The sequence below is a fragment of the Albimonas pacifica genome, from assembly GCF_900113695.1.
GTDB classification, from domain to species: domain Bacteria; phylum Pseudomonadota; class Alphaproteobacteria; order Rhodobacterales; family Rhodobacteraceae; genus Albimonas; species Albimonas pacifica.
This window is the reverse complement of the sequence record NZ_FOQH01000004.1, coordinates 292,513-309,125: the sequence shown is the minus strand read 5'-3', so window position 1 is coordinate 309,125 and position 16,613 is coordinate 292,513. Positions and strand designations below refer to the sequence as shown.

At 71.6% G+C, this 16,613-nt stretch carries 14 protein-coding genes; 10 read left to right on the top strand and 4 right to left on the bottom strand.

Annotation, left to right across the window (positions count from 1 at the left end):
• Positions 1 to 94 precede the first annotated feature (94 nt).
• Both mutS and BM064_RS09760 read left to right on the top strand, forming a co-directional pair.
• Positions 95 to 2,752, top strand: coding sequence for a DNA mismatch repair protein MutS (mutS, locus tag BM064_RS09765; protein WP_092859573.1), 2,658 nt, complete (start codon positions 95 to 97; stop codon positions 2,750 to 2,752).
• A 122-nt stretch (positions 2,753 to 2,874) separates the two neighbouring features.
• Positions 2,875 to 3,150 (top strand): HU family DNA-binding protein, encoded by a 276-nt coding sequence (locus BM064_RS09760; RefSeq protein WP_177236202.1) that lies wholly within the window; start codon positions 2,875 to 2,877, stop codon positions 3,148 to 3,150.
• Here BM064_RS09760 and BM064_RS09755 read toward each other — a convergent pair.
• Complete coding sequence (locus BM064_RS09755) at positions 3,128 to 3,592, bottom strand: YbaN family protein (protein WP_218160995.1); 465 nt, start codon at positions 3,590 to 3,592, stop codon at positions 3,128 to 3,130. The genes BM064_RS09760 and BM064_RS09755 overlap by 23 nt on opposite strands.
• Positions 3,593 to 3,701: 109 nt before the next feature.
• A complete protein-coding gene (locus BM064_RS09750) occupies positions 3,702 to 4,166 on the bottom strand; it encodes a hypothetical protein (RefSeq protein WP_092859570.1) in 465 nt (154 codons plus the stop codon).
• Between the two features lie 236 nt (positions 4,167 to 4,402).
• On the opposite strand from BM064_RS09750, the gene BM064_RS09745 reads away from it, so the two are divergent.
• From BM064_RS09745 to BM064_RS09730, 4 genes are all read left to right on the top strand, one after another.
• The gene (locus BM064_RS09745) at positions 4,403 to 5,581 is read left to right on the top strand and encodes a phosphoserine transaminase (RefSeq protein ID WP_092859569.1); all 1,179 of its coding nucleotides are present in this window, start codon (positions 4,403 to 4,405) and stop codon (positions 5,579 to 5,581) included.
• 21 nt (positions 5,582 to 5,602) lie between these two features.
• A complete protein-coding gene (locus BM064_RS09740) occupies positions 5,603 to 6,088 on the top strand; it encodes a hypothetical protein (RefSeq protein ID WP_092859568.1) in 486 nt (161 codons plus the stop codon).
• A 10-nt stretch (positions 6,089 to 6,098) separates the two neighbouring features.
• The gene (serA, locus tag BM064_RS09735; protein WP_092859567.1) at positions 6,099 to 7,691 is read left to right on the top strand and encodes a phosphoglycerate dehydrogenase; all 1,593 of its coding nucleotides are present in this window, start codon (positions 6,099 to 6,101) and stop codon (positions 7,689 to 7,691) included.
• A gap of 234 nt (positions 7,692 to 7,925) precedes the next feature.
• Entirely contained in the window at positions 7,926 to 10,013 is a 2,088-nt protein-coding gene (locus tag BM064_RS09730) for a calcium-binding protein (RefSeq protein WP_092859566.1), read from the top strand.
• Between the two features lie 81 nt (positions 10,014 to 10,094).
• On the opposite strand, the gene BM064_RS09725 is transcribed toward BM064_RS09730, so the two are convergent.
• Positions 10,095 to 11,603, bottom strand: coding sequence for a DNA recombination protein RmuC (locus BM064_RS09725; protein WP_218160994.1), 1,509 nt, complete (start codon positions 11,601 to 11,603; stop codon positions 10,095 to 10,097).
• Between the two features lie 152 nt (positions 11,604 to 11,755).
• Here BM064_RS09725 and BM064_RS09720 point away from each other — a divergent pair, with 152 nt between their 5' ends.
• The 4 genes from BM064_RS09720 (at position 11,756) to BM064_RS09705 (ending at position 15,937) form a co-directional block, all read left to right on the top strand.
• Positions 11,756 to 13,051, top strand: coding sequence for an adenylosuccinate synthase (locus BM064_RS09720; RefSeq protein ID WP_092859565.1), 1,296 nt, complete (start codon positions 11,756 to 11,758; stop codon positions 13,049 to 13,051).
• A 10-nt stretch (positions 13,052 to 13,061) separates the two neighbouring features.
• Positions 13,062 to 13,349, top strand: a complete 288-nt coding sequence (locus BM064_RS09715) for a DUF2842 domain-containing protein (protein ID WP_092859564.1) — start codon at positions 13,062 to 13,064, stop codon at positions 13,347 to 13,349.
• Between the two features lie 578 nt (positions 13,350 to 13,927).
• Complete coding sequence (locus tag BM064_RS09710; protein WP_092859563.1) at positions 13,928 to 14,587, top strand: response regulator transcription factor; 660 nt, start codon at positions 13,928 to 13,930, stop codon at positions 14,585 to 14,587.
• A 3-nt stretch (positions 14,588 to 14,590) separates the two neighbouring features.
• Positions 14,591 to 15,937 (top strand): sensor histidine kinase, encoded by a 1,347-nt coding sequence (locus BM064_RS09705; RefSeq protein WP_092859562.1) that lies wholly within the window; start codon positions 14,591 to 14,593, stop codon positions 15,935 to 15,937.
• Positions 15,938 to 15,973: 36 nt separating this feature from the next.
• Here BM064_RS09705 and BM064_RS09700 read toward each other — a convergent pair whose 3' ends face one another.
• On the bottom strand, positions 15,974 to 16,546 hold the full coding sequence (locus BM064_RS09700) for a GNAT family N-acetyltransferase (protein ID WP_177236201.1): 573 nt from the start codon (positions 16,544 to 16,546) through the stop codon (positions 15,974 to 15,976).
• Positions 16,547 to 16,613 lie beyond the last annotated feature (67 nt).

The window sequence follows — 16,613 nt, the reverse complement described above, 5'->3', positions numbered from 1 at the left end:
CTCATGCTATCGCCCTCCCATGGCGAGCAAGACGCAGGCGACCGACGCACCGACCCGATCCGCGGACCCCTCGGCGGGGGGCGCGGTCACGCCGATGATGGCCCAGTATCTCGAGATCAAGTCGCGCCATCCCGACAGCCTGCTGTTCTACCGCATGGGCGACTTCTACGAGCTGTTCTTCGAGGACGCCGTGCAGGCCGCCGCCGCCCTCGACATCGCCCTGACCAAGCGCGGCAAACACCTGGGCGAAGACATCTCGATGTGCGGCGTCCCCGCCCACAGCCACGAGGGCTACCTCGCCCAGTTGATCCGAAAAGGCTTCCGCGTCGCCGTCTGCGAGCAGCTGGAGGACCCGGCGGAGGCCAAGAAGCGCGGCTACAAGGCCGTCGTGAAGCGGGACGTGGTGCGGCTGGTCACCCCCGGCACGCTCACGGAAGACGCGCTGCTGGACGCGCGCCGCCACAACCACCTCGCCGCCTACGGGGAGATCCGGGGCGAGGGGGCGCTGGCCTGGCTGGACGTCTCCACCGGCGATTTCCACGTCGCCGACTGCCCGCGCAGCGGCCTCGGGCCCATGCTGGCCCGCCTCGCGCCCTCCGAGGTGCTGATCCCCGAGACCACCGACGAGGACCGCGCGCTGGAGGGCCAGGTGGCCGAGACCGGCGCCGCCGCCACCCCCGTCTCGCGGGCCGCCTGGGACAGCGAGGGCGCCCGCCAGCGCCTGGAACGCCTGTTCGGCGTCAAGGCTCTGGACGCGTTCGGCGGCTTCAGCCGGGCGCAGCTCTCGGCCATGGGCGCCGCCATCGCCTATGTCGAGCTGACCCAGCGCGGCCAGCTCCCCCTGGTGAAGCCCCCGGTGCAGGAGCCCGCCGGCGGCGCCATGCGCATCGACGCCGCCACGCGGCGGAACCTGGAGCTGACGCGGGCCATGTCCGGCGGGCGCGAGGGCTCGCTTCTGTCCGCCGTCGACCGCACCGTCACCGCCGCCGGCGCGCGGCTGCTGGAGACGCGGATCTCGGCGCCCTCCACCGACCGGGCGGAGATCGCGGCGCGCCTCGACGCCGTGCAGGCGCTGGTCGAGGACCGGACCCTTGCCCAGGACCTCCGCGACGCCCTGCGCCAGGCGCCGGAGATGGAGCGCGCGCTGACCCGCCTGGCGCTGGGCCGCGGCGGCCCCCGGGACCTCGGCGCCATCCGCGACGCGCTGGCCCAGGCCGGGCGGCTCGCCGAGCGCCTGGGGCAGGAGGAGCTGCCCGAACGCCTGCAGCTCGCCCGCCAGGGGCTGGAGGGCCACGACGAGCTCCAGATCACGCTGGAGGACGCGCTGGTCGCCGAGCCCCCGTTCCTGATCCGCGACGGCGGCGCCATCGCGCCCGGCGCGGACGAGGAACTCGACGAGGCGCGCGAGCTTCGCGACAAGGGCCGCGGGGTCGTCGCCTCGCTGCAGGCGAAATACGCCGGGAAGGCCGGGATCAACGCCCTGAAGATCAAGCACAACAACGTGCTGGGCTACTTCATCGAGGTCTCCGCCGCCCACGCCGACAAGCTGCTGAAGCCGCCCCATTCCGAGGATTTCATCCACCGCCAGACCATGGCCGGCGCGGTGCGCTTCACCACCGTCGAGCTCTCGGACCTCGAGGCGCGGATCCTCAACGCCGGCTCCCGCGCGCTGGAGGCGGAGAAGCGCATCTTCGAGGCGCTGCGCGAGCAGGTGCTGGCCGAGGCCCCCGCGCTCGCCGCCGCCGCGCGGGCGCTGGCGGAGCTGGATCTCTCCGCCGGCTTCGCCGAGATCGCGGTCGAGCTGGACTGGACCCGCCCCCAGATCGAGCCCGGACGGGCCTTCGTGATCGAGGGCGGCCGGCATCCGGTGGTCGAGCAGGCCCTGCGACGACAAGGCGAGAGCTTCGTCCCCAACGACTGCGACCTGAGCGCCGAGGGGGCCGACGACGCCCCCGCCCTGCCGGTCTGGCTGCTGACCGGTCCGAACATGGCGGGCAAGTCGACCTACCTGCGCCAGAACGCGCTGATCGCGGCGCTGGCGCAGGCGGGCGCCTACGTGCCGGCCGCCCGCGCGCGCATCGGGGTGGTCGATCAGCTGTTCTCCCGCGTCGGCGCGGCGGACGATCTCGCGCGGGGCCGCTCGACCTTCATGGTCGAGATGGTGGAGACCGCCGCGATCCTGAACCAGGCCGGTCCGGGCGCGCTGGTGATCCTCGACGAGATCGGGCGCGGGACGGCGACCTACGACGGGCTCTCGATCGCCTGGGCGACGCTCGAGCACCTGCATGATGCGAACCGCTGCCGGACGCTTTTCGCCACGCATTATCATGAACTTACCGCGCTTGCGGACCGTCTGAAGGGTCTGCGTTGCGCGACCATGGCGGTGCGCGAATGGCAGGGCGAGGTGATCTTCCTCCATGAGGTCCGGCCGGGCGCCGCGGACCGCTCCTACGGCGTTCAGGTGGCGCGGCTCGCGGGGCTGCCGCCGAGCGTCATCGACCGGGCGCGCGAGGTGCTCGACGCGCTCGAGGAGGGCGACCGCCAGGGGGGCGGCAAGGCCCGCGCGCTGGTCGACGACCTGCCCCTGTTCTCGGCCGCGCCGGCGCCGCGCAAGGCCCCGGCGCCGGCCGCGCCGTCGGGGGTCGAGGCGCGCCTCGGGGCGATCTCGCCGGACGAGATGACTCCGCGGCAGGCGCTGGACCTGGTCTACGAGCTGGCGGCCATGCTGCGCCGCGGCGAGACCGGGGGTTGAATGGAAAACCCCGCCGCGGGCCGCCTGCCGTCGGCTCGCTGCGGGTTGACATCCGCCCGCTGCACGGTGTTGTGGGGGCGTCGCGAACGACGATCACGGACCACAACAGCGGAGGGCGTTTCGTGAAGAAAGATGAACTGGTGACCGCGCTGGCGGAAGCGAGCGGCGAGACGAAGGCCTCGGTGACGGCGGTGCTCGGCGCGCTCGGCGGCGTCTCGGAGTCGGCGCTCAAGGGCGGCAAGTCGGTGACCCTGCCGGGCGTCGGCAAGCTCGAGGCGGTCGAGAAGCCCGCGCGCGAAGTGCGCAACCCCCAGACCGGCGAGAAGAAGATGGCCGAGGCGCACACCGCGCCGAAGTTCAAGTTCTCGACGACCTTCAAGTCCGCGATCCGGGGCTGACCCCGGATCCTTCGGCGGACGCGTCTCCGGCCCGGGTGGGGGCCGGGACCGTCTCCGTCGGGGGACCCGCAAGGCCCTCCGCCGCGGCGGGCGCCTCCGGTCGGGTCCACAGGAACAGGGCCACGCAGGCGAGCGTCGTCGCCTGCAGGCCGACCGCCCACCAGGCCACGCCAAGGGTCGTCGTGACGACCACGGCGGCGGCCATCACCGCCGAGGCCATCCACTTGGCGCGCCGGCGGATGACCCCATGCGCCTGCCAGTCGACGATCGGCGGCCCCAGCCAGCGGTGATGCACGAGCCAGCGGTGGGCCCGGTCCGACGAGCGCGCGAAGCACCACGCGCCCGCGATCAGGAACACCGTCCCCGGCAGGCCGGGAAGGATCACGCCGGCGACGCCGACGGCGACGCAGAGCGCGCCCAGAGAGAACCAGAAGATCTTCACCGCCCCGATGTAGGGCGCCCGCGCGCGGCGGGCGAGCCCGCATTGCGCGCAGCGTCGCCGCGGGGGGGCGGCCGTCGCCGCGGCCCTGCCCGCGGGCGAGGCGCGGCCCTCAGGCCTCGGGCGGCCAGCGGAACTCGACCCCCGTCTCTCCGTCGGCGGTGACGCGGCCGATGAAGGGGCCCAGCGCCTCGGCCGGCTCCTCGATGGGGAAGGCGACGCGGGCGGTCCCGGGGGCGGCGCAGTCGGCGCCCTGGCCGTCCCGGCGCAGCACGAAGACCGTCTGCGGGGGCAGCGAGCGGGCGGCGGCCCCGTTCCAGAACACCGCGTAGGTGGAGGCGTCGCAGGCGGTCGCGAAGCGCACGTCCAGCACCACCTCGGGGCCCCCGATGCTGTCGCGCGTGGTGGCCGAGAGGATCTGCACGTCGTCCCATTCGACCGGCGCGCCCTCGGCGCGGAAGTCGGCCCAGGCGGGCGGCCCGCCGTCGGGCGCCGGCGGCGCTTCGGGCGCGGCGCAGGCGACGAGCGCCAGCAGGGGGGCGGCGAGGAGAAGGCGGGCGGGGGTGGGGCGGGTCATTCGGGGCTCCGTCACGAGGACCGGCCCAGCAAACACGCCGCGAGGGCGGATGGCGAGCCCCCAGCCGGGGCCGCCCCGAATTGCGCCGCGAGGCGTCGCGCGAATGCGACGGATCGGGCCTCTTTTCCGGCTTGACCGGATCTCGGCGCAGGCGTATCGGGGCTGCGGGCAAGTCGCCGGGTATGGGCGAGCGGCGGCGGGCTCAGCGACCTCGCCCTGACGTTGGAGCGCGTCCCATGACGTTCCCCGAAAAGCCGCAGGCGCTGCCTGCGCGCGCTGAATTCTCTTCCGGTCCCTGTCCGAAACGCCCCGGCTGGTCGCTTGAAGCGGTCGCCGCGAAGGCGTGGCTGGGCCGCTCCCACCGCGCCTCGGGCCCCAAGGCCCAGCTCAAGCAGGTGATCGACCTGACCGCCGAGCTGCTGGGCGTGCCCGCGGGCTTCCGGGTGGGCATCGTCCCCGCCTCCGACACCGGCGCCTTCGAGATGGCGATGTGGTCGATGCTGGGCGCCAAGCCCGTCGACATCCTCGCCTGGGAGAGCTTCGGCGCCGGCTGGGCCACCGACGCCACCAAGCAGCTCAAGCTCGACGACTGCCGGGTGATCACCGCCGAGTATGGCGAGCTGCCGGACTTCGCGCAGGTGCGCGCCGGGACCGCCGACGTGCTGTTCACCCAGAACGGCACCACCTCGGGCGCCAAGCTCCCCGACCTCGACTGGATCCCGGCGGAGCGCGAGGGGCTGGTGTTCTCGGACGCCACCTCGGCCGCCTTCGCGCAGCCGATCGACTGGGTCAAGATCGACGTCCTGACCTTCTCCTGGCAGAAGGTGATGGGCGGCGAGGGCGGCCATGGCGTGCTGGTGCTGAGCCCCCGCGCCGTCGAGCGGCTGGAGAGCTACACGCCCCCCCGCCCGCTGCCGAAGATCTTCCGCATGACCAAGGGCGGCAAGCTGATCGAGGGCATCTTCAAGGGCGAGACGATCAACACGCCCTCGATGCTCTGCGTGGCCGACGCGCTGGACGCGCTGGAGTGGTTCGCCGAGATCGGCGGGGCGGAGGCCGTGCAGGCCCGCGCCAACGCCAACTTCGGCGCGCTGCAGGCCTGGGTCGACGCGACCGCCTGGGTCGAGAACCTGGTGGCCGCGCCCGAGGCGCGCTCCAACACCTCGGTCTGCCTGAAGGTGGTGGACCCGGCGGTGGCCGCGCTCGACGACGCCGGCCAGAAGGCCTTCGTCAAGAAGATGGTCACGCTGCTCGAGAAAGAGGGCGCCGCCCTCGACGTCAACGGCTACCGGGATGCTCCCGCGGGCCTGCGGATCTGGTGCGGCGCGACGGTCGACACGGCCGACGTCGAGGCGCTGATCCCCTGGCTCGACTGGGCCTTCGCCGCCGCGAAGTCGGAGATGGCCGCGGCCTGACCTCCTGAAAGGAGACATCCGATGGCCGAAGCGCGCATCGACGCGCCGTTCGGGCCGGTGACCCTGTCGTCGCCGGTCGGAGCGGTGGGACCGATCGGTCCCGCCCACCCCGAGCTGCCCGAGGGGCTCTCGGTCGACGCCTGCGTGACGGGCGAGATCGAGATCGCCTTCGGCGCGGGGGAGGTGATCGAGCTCGTCTTCGCCGCCGAACTGGAGCGCGGCGTGCGCTGCACGACCGACGACGGCGAGTTCTTCGCCGCCTGGCTGGTCGAGACCAAGGGCGTGGCGGGCTGCTTCGGCTTCCGCGACGTGGACTGGCTGCAGCACAAGCACGACGTCGAGATGGTCTCCTTCGCGAACTCGAAGGCGGGCACCACGCTCCGCCTTCGCTCCCCTCGCACCCAGGTCGTCCGCATCCCCTTCGGGGCCGCCTGGACGACCGGACCCGACATGGACGCAGGCACGACCGCCGCCGCGCTGGCCGTGGACCGCGCCCTTCCAACCTGAGGACCCTCAGATGCCCAAGGTTCTGATTTCCGACGCCCTGTCCGACGCCGCCGTCCAGATCTTCAAGGACAACGGGGTCGAGGTCGACTTCCAGCCCGCGCTGGGCAAGGACCCCGCGAAGCTCGCCGAGATCATCGGCGATTACGACGGGCTGGCGATCCGCTCGGCCACCAAGGCGACGGCGGAGCTGCTGGCGAAGGCCGACAACCTGAAGGTCATCGGCCGCGCCGGCATCGGCGTCGACAACGTCGACATCCCCGCGGCCTCGGCCAAGGGCATCGTGGTGATGAACACGCCCTTCGGCAACTCGATCACCACCGCCGAGCACGCCATCGCGATGATGTTCGCCTGCGCCCGCCAGATCCCCGAGGCCGACGCGTCCACCCGCGCCGGCAAGTGGGAGAAGTCGAAGTTCATGGGCGTCGAGATCACCGGCAAGACGCTGGGCATCCTCGGCTGCGGCAACATCGGCTCGGTCGTCGCCTCGCGCGCCATCGGCCTGAAGATGAAGGTCATCGCCTACGACCCGTTCCTGAGCCATGAGCGCGCGCAGGAGCTGGGGGTGGAGAAGTTCGACGACCTCGAGGCGCTGCTGGCGCGTGCCGATTTCGTCACGCTGCACATGCCCAAGACGTCGCAGACGGCCAACATCCTCTCGGCCGAGCGCATCGCCAAGATGAAGCCCGGCGCGCGGCTGATCAACTGCGCCCGCGGCGGCCTGGTCGACGAGGACGCGGTGGCGCAGGCGCTGAAGGACGGCCGGCTCGCCGGCGCCGCCTTCGACGTCTTCGGCGAGGAGCCGGCCAAGGAGAACGTGCTGTTCTCGGCCCCCAACTGCGTGTGCACGCCGCATCTGGGCGCCTCGACCTCCGAGGCGCAGGAGAACGTCGCCCTGCAGGTCGCCGAGCAGATGTCGGACTACCTGACCAAGGGCGCGATCTCCAACGCCCTGAACGCGCCGTCGGTCACCGCCGAAGAGGCGCCGCTGCTCAAGCCCTGGATCGCGGTCTGCGAGGCGCTGGGCGGCTTCGCCGGCCAGGTGACCGAGAACGCGATCACCTCGCTCGAGATCGAGTACGTGGGCCGCGTCGGCCAGCTCAACCTCAAGCCCCTGACCGCCACGCTGGTGGCCTGCCTGATGAAGCCGCTGGTCGGCGAGGGCGGGGTCAACATGGTCTCGGCCCCCGTGGTGGCGCGCGAGCGCGGCATCAAGATCGCCGAGACCCGCAAGGACGCGCAGGGCGCCTACGGCTCCTACGTGCGGCTGGTGGTGACGACCGAGAAGCAGACCCGCTCGGTCGCGGGGACGGTGTTCTCGGACAACAAGCCCCGGATCATCCAGATCAAGGGCATCGACCTCGAGGCCGATCCGCAGCCCTTCATGCTCTACACCACCAACAACGACCAGCCGGGCTACATCGGCTCGCTGGGCGCCAAGCTGGGGGAGCTGGGGATCAACATCGCGACCTTCGCGCTGGGCCGCGCGGACAAGGGCGGCGAGGCGATCGCGCTGCTGGGCGTGGACGAGCAGGTGACGCCGGACATGGTCGCCCAGATCCTGGCGCTGCCGCAGGTCACCCAGGCCAAGGCGCTGAAGTTCTGAGGCGACCGCGTCGGCGGGCGCCGTTCCCCGCCGACGCATTCCGCAGCATGAATTTCTCATTCGTTAACAACGAAACCGCTGTCGCGACGGAAATCTCGTGCTAGGACACGGTGCGCAGACGCGGCGAGGGGCCCGGGCGGTCCCTCGCCGCCGTCATTCGACGAGTACGAATGCGGCGCGCCGGGCCCGTTCGTACCGCCCGGCCGCCGCGCTCAGCAGAAGGCGACCAGGCACATGGCCAAGGGCAATGGCAAGGGCAAGAAGCAGGCGGTCCTCAAGCTGTTCGAGGGCGTGAGCCTCTCGGACCTGATCGAGGACGGTCTTGTCCAGGGCGAGCTGAAGCGCAAGGACATCTCCGCGAAGTCCCTGCTGCTCAAGAGCGGCACGGTCGACGGGCTGGAGCTCGAGATCTCCGGCGCGGGCATCAAGTACAACGCGCGCCAGGACAAGTTCGTCGGCGGCAAGGCGACCGAGTTCGAGTTCACGCTCGACGGGCGCACGCTCGCCACCTTCTCCGGCCTGAAGATCCCGGTGACCAAGCTCGAGAAGGCGGTGACCCTCGCCGACAAGGGCAAGTGGAAGTCGCTCGACAAGCTGCTCAACGCCACCCAGGTCCGGGTCGAGGGGTCGGATGCGGACGACCGCATCGTGGGGACCCGGCACGCGGACAAGCTGTTCGGCGGCGACGGCGACGACTGGATGACGGGCGAGAAGGGCCGCGACCTGATCGACGGCGGCGCCGGGCTCGAGGACGTGGTGGACTACGGCTCCGAGGGCGGGCGCAAGGGCGTGGTGGTCAACCTGACCACCGGCAAGGCCCGCGACACCTACGGCGACCAGGACACCCTGCGCAACATCGAAGAGGTCATCGGGACCAACAAGGACGACCGGATCATCGGCGACGACGCCGAGAACTACTTCGAGCTCGGCCGCGGCGACGACTACGTCGACGGCAAGGGCTCGGACTTCAACCAGGTCTCCTACCGGTGGGAGCGGGGCGGCGCGGGGATCGTGGTCGACCTCGCGGCCGGGACCGCCGTCGACACCTACGGCGACACCGACACGCTGGTGAACATCAACGTCATCCGCGGCACGCTGCGCGACGACGTGATCCGCGGCTCGAACGCGAACGAGACCTTCCGCGGGCTCGCCGGCGACGACCTGCTCGACGGCCGGGGCGGCGTGGACGAGGCGCGCTACGACCGTGACGCTACCTACGGCGGCGACTCGGGCGTCTACGTGAACCTCGCCGAGGGGACCGCCTTCGACGGCTTCGGCGACACCGACACGCTGGTGGACATCGAGCGGGTGCGCGGCACCGACTTCGACGACGTCCTCGTGGGCGACGCGGGCGACAACCGCCTGCGCGGCGAGGGCGGCGACGACCGCTTCGTCGGCGGCGCCGGGAACGACGAGATCGACGGCGGCGCGGATTCCTGGGACGAATACGACCTGGTCGACTACAGCCAGGAGACCGGCGGCGCCGGGGTCGCGGTGAACCTCGCCACGGGGGTCGCCACCGACACCTTCGGCGACTCGGACACGCTGATCTCGATCGAGGAGGTGATCGCCACCGACTTCGACGACGTGCTGGTCGGCGACGAATACGACAACTGGTTCGCGCTGGGCGCGGGCGACGACTCGGTCGACGGCGCGGGCGGCTTCGACCAGGTCTCCTACGGGGACGAGACCGGGGGCGCCGGCGCGGTCGTGGATCTCGCCGCCGGAACGGCGACGGACACCTATGGCGACACGGACACGCTGGCGGGGATCGAGGCGATCCGGGGCTCGGACTACGACGACCGGATCTTCGGCGACGCCCTCGCCAACATGTTCCGCGGCATGGAGGGCGACGACACGCTCGACGGCCGCGGCGGCATGGACGAGGTGCGCTACGACCGCGACGCCTCCCGCGGCGGCACGGCGGGGGTGACGGTGAACCTGGCGCTGGGCACGGCCACCGACGGGTTCGGCGACACGGACACGCTGATCGCGATCGAGCGGGTGCGCGGCTCCGACCAGGCCGACACGCTGATCGGCGACGACGGCGACAACCGGCTCGAGGGCCTGGGCGGCGACGACCTGCTGACCGGCGGCGGCGGCGCGGACGAGTTCCGCATCCGCGCGGCCGATCTGGGGACCGACACGATCACGGACTTCGAGCAGGGCGCCGACACGGTGGCCCTCGGCTTCGTCGCCGATTTCTCGGAGCTGGCGATCGTCGAGAACGCCGACCACGCGATCGTCTCCGGCCCCGGCGGCTTCAGCCTGCGGATCGAGGGCGACTTCGCCGGCCTCTCGGCGGACGATTTCGTCTTCTGAGGGCCGCCCCGATCCCGCGCGGCCGTTTCGGGGGCGCGACGCCCTCCCCCGAGCCGGCCGCGCCCCCCGGGGCTTTCGGCGCTAGGCGCCTGCGGCGACCCCGCGGGGGAGCTCCGGCTCCTCCGTCTCCCGCCCGCCGGCGGGGACGTGCTCGACCGGCTGCGGCCCGGGCATGCCGGCGCCTTCGGGCGTGACGCCCAGCGCCTCGAACCGCCGCGCGGCCGGCAGGACGCGCGATTGCAGCGAGCCGACGGCGCGGTTGTAGCGCTCGACCGCCTGCCGCAGGCCGCGGCCGACGCCGTCCATGTGGCCGCCGAAGGTGTTGAGCCGGTCGTAGAGCTCGCGCGCCTGGTCGGCGACCTCGCGGGCGTTCTTCGCCAGCACCTCCTGCTGCCAGCCGTAAGCGATGGATTTCACCAGCGCGATCAGCGTGGTGGGGGAGCAGACCAGCACCCGGGCGGCGAGCGCCGTCTCGAAGATCTCCGGGTCCTGCTCCATGGCGGCGGAGTAGAAGGCCTCCCCCGGCACGAACAGCACCACGAAGTCCGGCGTCTCGGGCAGGGCGTTCCAGTAGTCCTTGGCGCCGAGCTGGCGGACATGGGTCTTCAGCTGCCGGGCGTGGTTGGCGAGCGCCTCGGCCTGGGCGGCGGGCTCGGTCGCCTCCAGCGCCGTCAGGTAGGCGTCGAGCGGGGTCTTGGCGTCCACCACCACCGACTTGCCTCCCGGAAGGCGGACCATGGCGTCGGGGCGGCGGCGGCCGTCCTCGGTGTCGAAGCTGCGTTCGGTGAGGAAGTCGACATGCTCCATCATGCCGGCCATCTCGAACACCTGGCGGAGCTGGTATTCCCCCCAGCGGCCGCGGGTCTTGGGGGCGCGCAGGGCCTGCACCAGGCGCCCGGTCTCGGAGGTGAGGCGGGCCTGGCCCTCGGTCAGCGCCTGCACCTGGGTGCGGATGGCGCCGTAGGCGTCGTGGCGGGCCTTCTCGATCTCGCCCACGGCGCTCTCGAACTTGCCGAGGTTGTCGCGGATCGGCGCCAGCAGGCCCTCGATCGCCTTCTGGCGACGCTCCAGGTCCTCGTCGGCGGTCTGCTTGTGCTGTGCGAAGCGCTCGGAGACCAGGCCCAGGAAGCTCTCGGCGTTCTTCCCCAGCGCGTCGGCGGCCAGCGCGGCGAACTTCTGCTGGACCTCGCCCTCCATCCGCCGCAGCTCCTCGACGCGGGCGCCATGCTGGCGACGCTCGGTCTCCAGCGCCGACTTCAGCTCGGCGCGGGCCTCGGCGGCCTCCGACAGGCGCTCGCGCAGGGCGCGGATCTCGGCCTCGGCGGCGTCGAGGCGGCCGGCGCGGGCCTCGGAGACGGCCAGGTCGCGGTCGAGCGCGGCGGCGTCCTCGCGCGCCTCGATCAGCGCGCCCTCGGCCCGCTCGGCGCGGCGGCGCAGGGGGCGGAGGAGGGCGAGCCACAGCCCCCCCGCGCCCGCCGCGAGCCCCAGGGCCAGCGCCGACAGAAGGTGCGACTCGTCCGGCGGTCCGCCCGCCCAGGCCTGCAGCGAGGCGAGAAGCTGCGATCCAGCGTTCACCGCGTCCTCCATCATCTTGCGGTCCTTCCGCTTTTCTCTACCACATGATGAAGCCGATACGCGTCGCACGCAATGCCCGTGCCCGCGACGAAACCGGGGATGGGAACCGGGACGGCGATGCGCTAGAACCGCGCCCGTTTGCGATCCCGGAACCAGGAGCAGCCGTCATGGCCAATGTCGTCGTCGTCGGCGCCCAGTGGGGCGACGAAGGGAAGGGAAAACTCGTCGACTGGCTCAGCGAGCGGGCCGACGTGATCGTCCGGTTCCAGGGCGGCCATAACGCCGGCCACACGCTGGTGATCGACGGGGTCACCTACAAGCTGTCGCTGCTGCCGTCCGGCATCGTGCGCGAGGGCAAGCTGTCGGTGATCGGCAACGGCGTGGTGCTCGACCCCTGGGCCCTGATCGCCGAGATCGAGAAGCTGCGCGGCCAGGGCGTGACGGTCGAGCCGTCGAACCTGATGGTGGCCGAGAACACGCCCCTGATCCTGCCCGTCCATGGCGAGCTGGACCGCGCGCGCGAGGCGCAGAACTCCACCGCCAAGATCGGAACCACCGGGCGGGGCATCGGCCCGGCCTATGAGGACAAGGTCGGCCGCCGGGCGATCCGGGTGGCGGATCTCGCCGACAAGGCGACGCTCGAGGGGCGCATCGACCGCCTGCTGACCCACCACGACGCCCTGCGCCGCGGCCTGGGGCTGGAGGAGATCGACCGCGCCGCGCTGACCGCGCAGCTGCTCGAGGTCGCCGAGAAGATCCTCCCCTACGCGCAGCCGGTCTGGAAGATCCTGGCCGAGCGTCGCGCCGCCGGCGACCGGATCCTGTTCGAGGGCGCGCAGGGCGCGCTGCTGGACATCGACTTCGGCACCTACCCCTACGTGACCAGCTCGAACACGCTGGCGGGCATGGCGGCCACCGGCTCGGGCATGGGCCCGTCGGCGGTGAACTACGTGCTGGGCATCGTGAAGGCCTACACCACCCGCGTGGGCGAGGGACCGTTCCCGACCGAGCTGCACGACGCCGACGGCCAGCGGCTGGGCGAGCGGGGGCACGAGTTCGGCACCGTCACCGGGCGCAAGCGGCGCTGCGGCTGGTTCGACGCGGCCCTGGTGCGCCAGACCTGCACCACCTCGGGCGTGACCGGCGTGGCGCTGACCAAGCTCGACGTGCTCGACGGGTTCGAGACGCTGAAGATCTGCACCGGCTACAAGCTGGACGGGAAGACCATCGACCACCTGCCCATCGCCTCGGAGCAGCAGCGCCGCTGCGAGCCGATCTACGAGGAGATGGAGGGCTGGTCGGAGTCGACCGCCGGCGCCCGCTCCTGGGCCGAGCTGCCCGCGGCCGCGGTGAAATACGTGCGCCGGGTCGAGGAGCTGATCGGCTGCCCCGTGGCGCTGCTGTCGACGAGCCCCGAGCGGGAGGACACGATCCTGGTGACCGACCCGTTCGCGGATCGCTGAGGGGGGAGGCATGGCGCTCAGCTACAAGGCCCGCCGGCGCTGGTCGCTGGTCCTGCTGCTGGTCTGGCTGCCGCTGTTCGTGGTGGCCGCCGTCACCGTGACCGGCTGGTTCGACCGGCCGCCCCTGTGGCTGGAGCTGGCGATCTACGTGGCGCTGGGAATCGTCTGGGCCCTTCCGTTCCGCGCCGTGTTCCGCGGCGTGGGGCGGGAGGACCCCGATTCTCTCCCCGAAGCCGGCGCCGTGTCGCCGGAATCGGAGCGCACACCGACCCGCAAGGATGAGAATTCGACGGAGTGATTCGTCGCAGGCTGCGGGAAGGGCCGTCCCTGCATCCCCGCAGCGCGTCACAAACCTGCCTTAATTCTCCCCAGGTTCGCGACGATCAGCCCCTGTGAAGGGGTGAGGTTCCGGGCTTCCGCGGGTGTGTGTGGGATGTGCCGGTCAAGCGACTGCAAAGATGCTGCAAGCGCGAGACAAGCTGGGGGTGATGCGACCGCCCGGAACCTCGCTTCGAGGTTGGGGGACCTCGAATTGACCGGATCGTGCCACATACCGCAGGTTTGGCAAGTGTTAATCGATGCTGAACACGTACCGTCTCCAGAACCGCTACAGCGGCGCTGGTCGGGCTTCACCGATGGCGAGGCACAAAATAGACGCAATCGAGCCTGACGTTGGGTATTGTGCTCTGAACAAGAAATGAACCACGAATATGGATTGTGTTTCCGTTCATCTTGCGTTAAATTTCTTGGAGATTCGTAGGCGAGACCCTCGGTCGGATCAAACACGAAATTCAGTTGGCAAATCGCGTTCAGCTTGATGATAATCTCCGGCGTGCGTTTTGCGTGTACGCCGGAGCGTGATGACCGGAGGTAGGGATGCGTGTTCTCTTGGTGGAAGATGAGGCGGTGCTGGCCGGTCAGGTTCAGCGGGCGCTCGAAAGCGAGGGCCGTGTCGTCGACGTCGCCCGCGATGGCGAGGAAGGCAGCTTCCTCGGCTCGACGGAGCCCTACGACGCGATCGTCCTCGATCTCGGCCTTCCGAAAAAGGACGGCAACGCCGTCCTGCGCGACTGGCGCGAAGGCGGCATCAAGGCCCCGGTCCTGGTGCTGACGGCGCGCGATTCGTGGCGCGACAAGGTGGCGGGGCTCGACTCGGGCGCCGACGACTACCTGACCAAACCCTTCCAGATGGACGAGCTGCTGGCGCGCCTGCGCGCCCTGATCCGCCGCTCTTCCGGCCAGCCGAACCCGGTCTTCAAGCAGGGCGGGCTGGAGTTCGACACCCGCTCCGGCCGGGTGACGGTGGACGGCCAGCAGGTGCAGCTGACGGCGCAGGAGACCAACGTGCTGGGCTACCTGATCCTGAACAAGGATCGCGTGGTGTCCCGCACCGAGCTCTCGGAACACGTCTACGGCTACGACACCGAGCGCGACTCGAACACCATCGAGGTGTTCATCGGTCGTCTGCGGAAAAAGCTCGGCCAGAAGATCATCGTCACGATCCGCGGCCGCGGGTACCAGTTCGACGGAAGTTGATCCTTGGGGGCGCTGTCGCTCCGCGCGCGCGCGGTTCTGGGCGGCGCCCTCTGGATCCTCTTCGCTCTGGGCGTCAGCGGCTGGCTGCTGCTGACCGCCTTCGACGGGATCGCGGAGCGCGCCTTCCAGCGTAATCTCTCCGCGCAGCTCGACCAGCTCGAAACTCTGATCCTGACCGGAGCGCTGGAGCGCGACGCCGCCCAGACGCGGCTCGCCAACCCGCGCTACCTGCAGATGGGCTCGGGCTACTACTGGCAGGTCGAGCTGCCGGACGGACGGGTCGTGCGCTCGCCCTCCCTCGGGGGCGAGGTGCTGCCGCATTCGGACCTCGCGGTGGGGGAGGAGACCTTCTTCGCCCGCGCGCCGGAGGGCTTCCGCATCCTGGTGATCGTGCGCGCGGTGCGCCCCGACGCGGACGACGAGGTGTTCCGCATCTACGCGGCCGAGGCGGTGGTGCGCCTGAGCCTCGACAAGCTGGAGTTCCGACGCTCGCTGTTCTCGGCCCTGATCGGGCTGGGGGGCGCGCTGGCGCTGGCGGCGGCTGCGATGACCGGCATGGCCCTGCGCCCGCTGGTCGGCCTGCGCGCGGCCTTCGGCGACTACCGCGAGGGGATCACCGACCGGATCGAGGGGCGCTACCCCTCCGACATCGAGCCGCTGGTCGAGGACCTCAACGACCTGCTGGAGCGCAACGCCAAGATCATCGGCGCGGCGCGGCGGCAGGCCGCGGACCTCGCGCACGCGCTCAAGACCCCCGCGGCGATCATCCGCAACGAGCTCGACGCCATGGATCGCCCCCACCCGGAGGTGCGCGAGGCGCTGGACCGGATCGACGCGCTGATGGTGCGCTACACCGCCCGCGCCCGGCTCGCCGGCGCCAACGCGCCCGGCGCCTCGGCCGAGGTGGGGCCGCTGCTGGGCGGGCTCGCGCGGGTGATGGAGCGGGTGCACGCCGACAAGTTCATCGACCTCGACCTCGACGTCCCCGCGGGCCTGCGCGCGAAGGCCGAGGGCGAGGACCTCGAGGAGCTCGCCGGCAACCTGATCGACAACGCCTTCAAGTGGGCGAAGGGCGCCGTGCGGGTGACGGCGGAGCGCAAGAAGGGCGTGGTGGAGATCGTGGTCGAGGACGACGGCCCCGGCATCGCGCCCGAGAACCGCGCCATCGCCCTGCGCGAGGGCGGGCGGCTGGACGAGGCGGTGCCGGGCACGGGGCTGGGCCTCGCGATCTGCGCCGACATCGTGGAGGCCTACGACGGCACGCTGACGCTGGAGGATTCGGAGCTCGGCGGCCTGCTGGCCCGCGTCCGTCTGCCCATCGCCCGCACCGAGGAGAAGGCCGAGAGCTGAGCCCCGCCGGCCCCGGCGGTCCGGGCGCGGCGGCCCTCAGGCCGCGGCGCGGCGCAGGTCGGCGGGGCGGTGGTTGGTGACCGAGGCGAGATGCGCCACGGGGCCCACCGGCGGCACGCCGGCCTCCAGCGCCGGGGCCGCGGGCTCGTCGCGCAGCAGGGTGTCGACGTCGAACTTCTGGCGGATCATGCCGTCGTCCATGCGCGAGCGCGCGCCCAGCTTGCGGCCGAGGCCGCGCATGGCGCCGTTCTCGGGCAGGGTCAGCGCCTCGAGCACGTGGATCCCGCGCAGGCGCGCCCAGCGGGCGGCGGCGAGCATCATCTTCGGCGCAAGGCCGGCGCCGCGCCAGGCGGGCTCGACCGACAGGGCGACCTCGGCCCACTGGCCGATGCGGGCGGCCTCGATCATCCCGCGCACGGGCTCGCCCGGCTCGGGCGAGCAGGCGATCAGGCCGGCGGGGTAGCCGGCGGCGACGTTCTCGGCCTGGCGGCGCAGGGTGGGTTCGCGCACGGCGCCGCAGAACCGCAGCGAGCGGTCTTCGACCGACAGACGCAGCAGATGCTCGTAGATGCGATCCGCATCGTCGGGCCCCGCTCTCCGCATCGCCATCAGGGGAGGGACGTCCCCGGGGCTCTTGTGCAGCGCAACATGTTCCATGCGGGAGAAATGGGGCGCC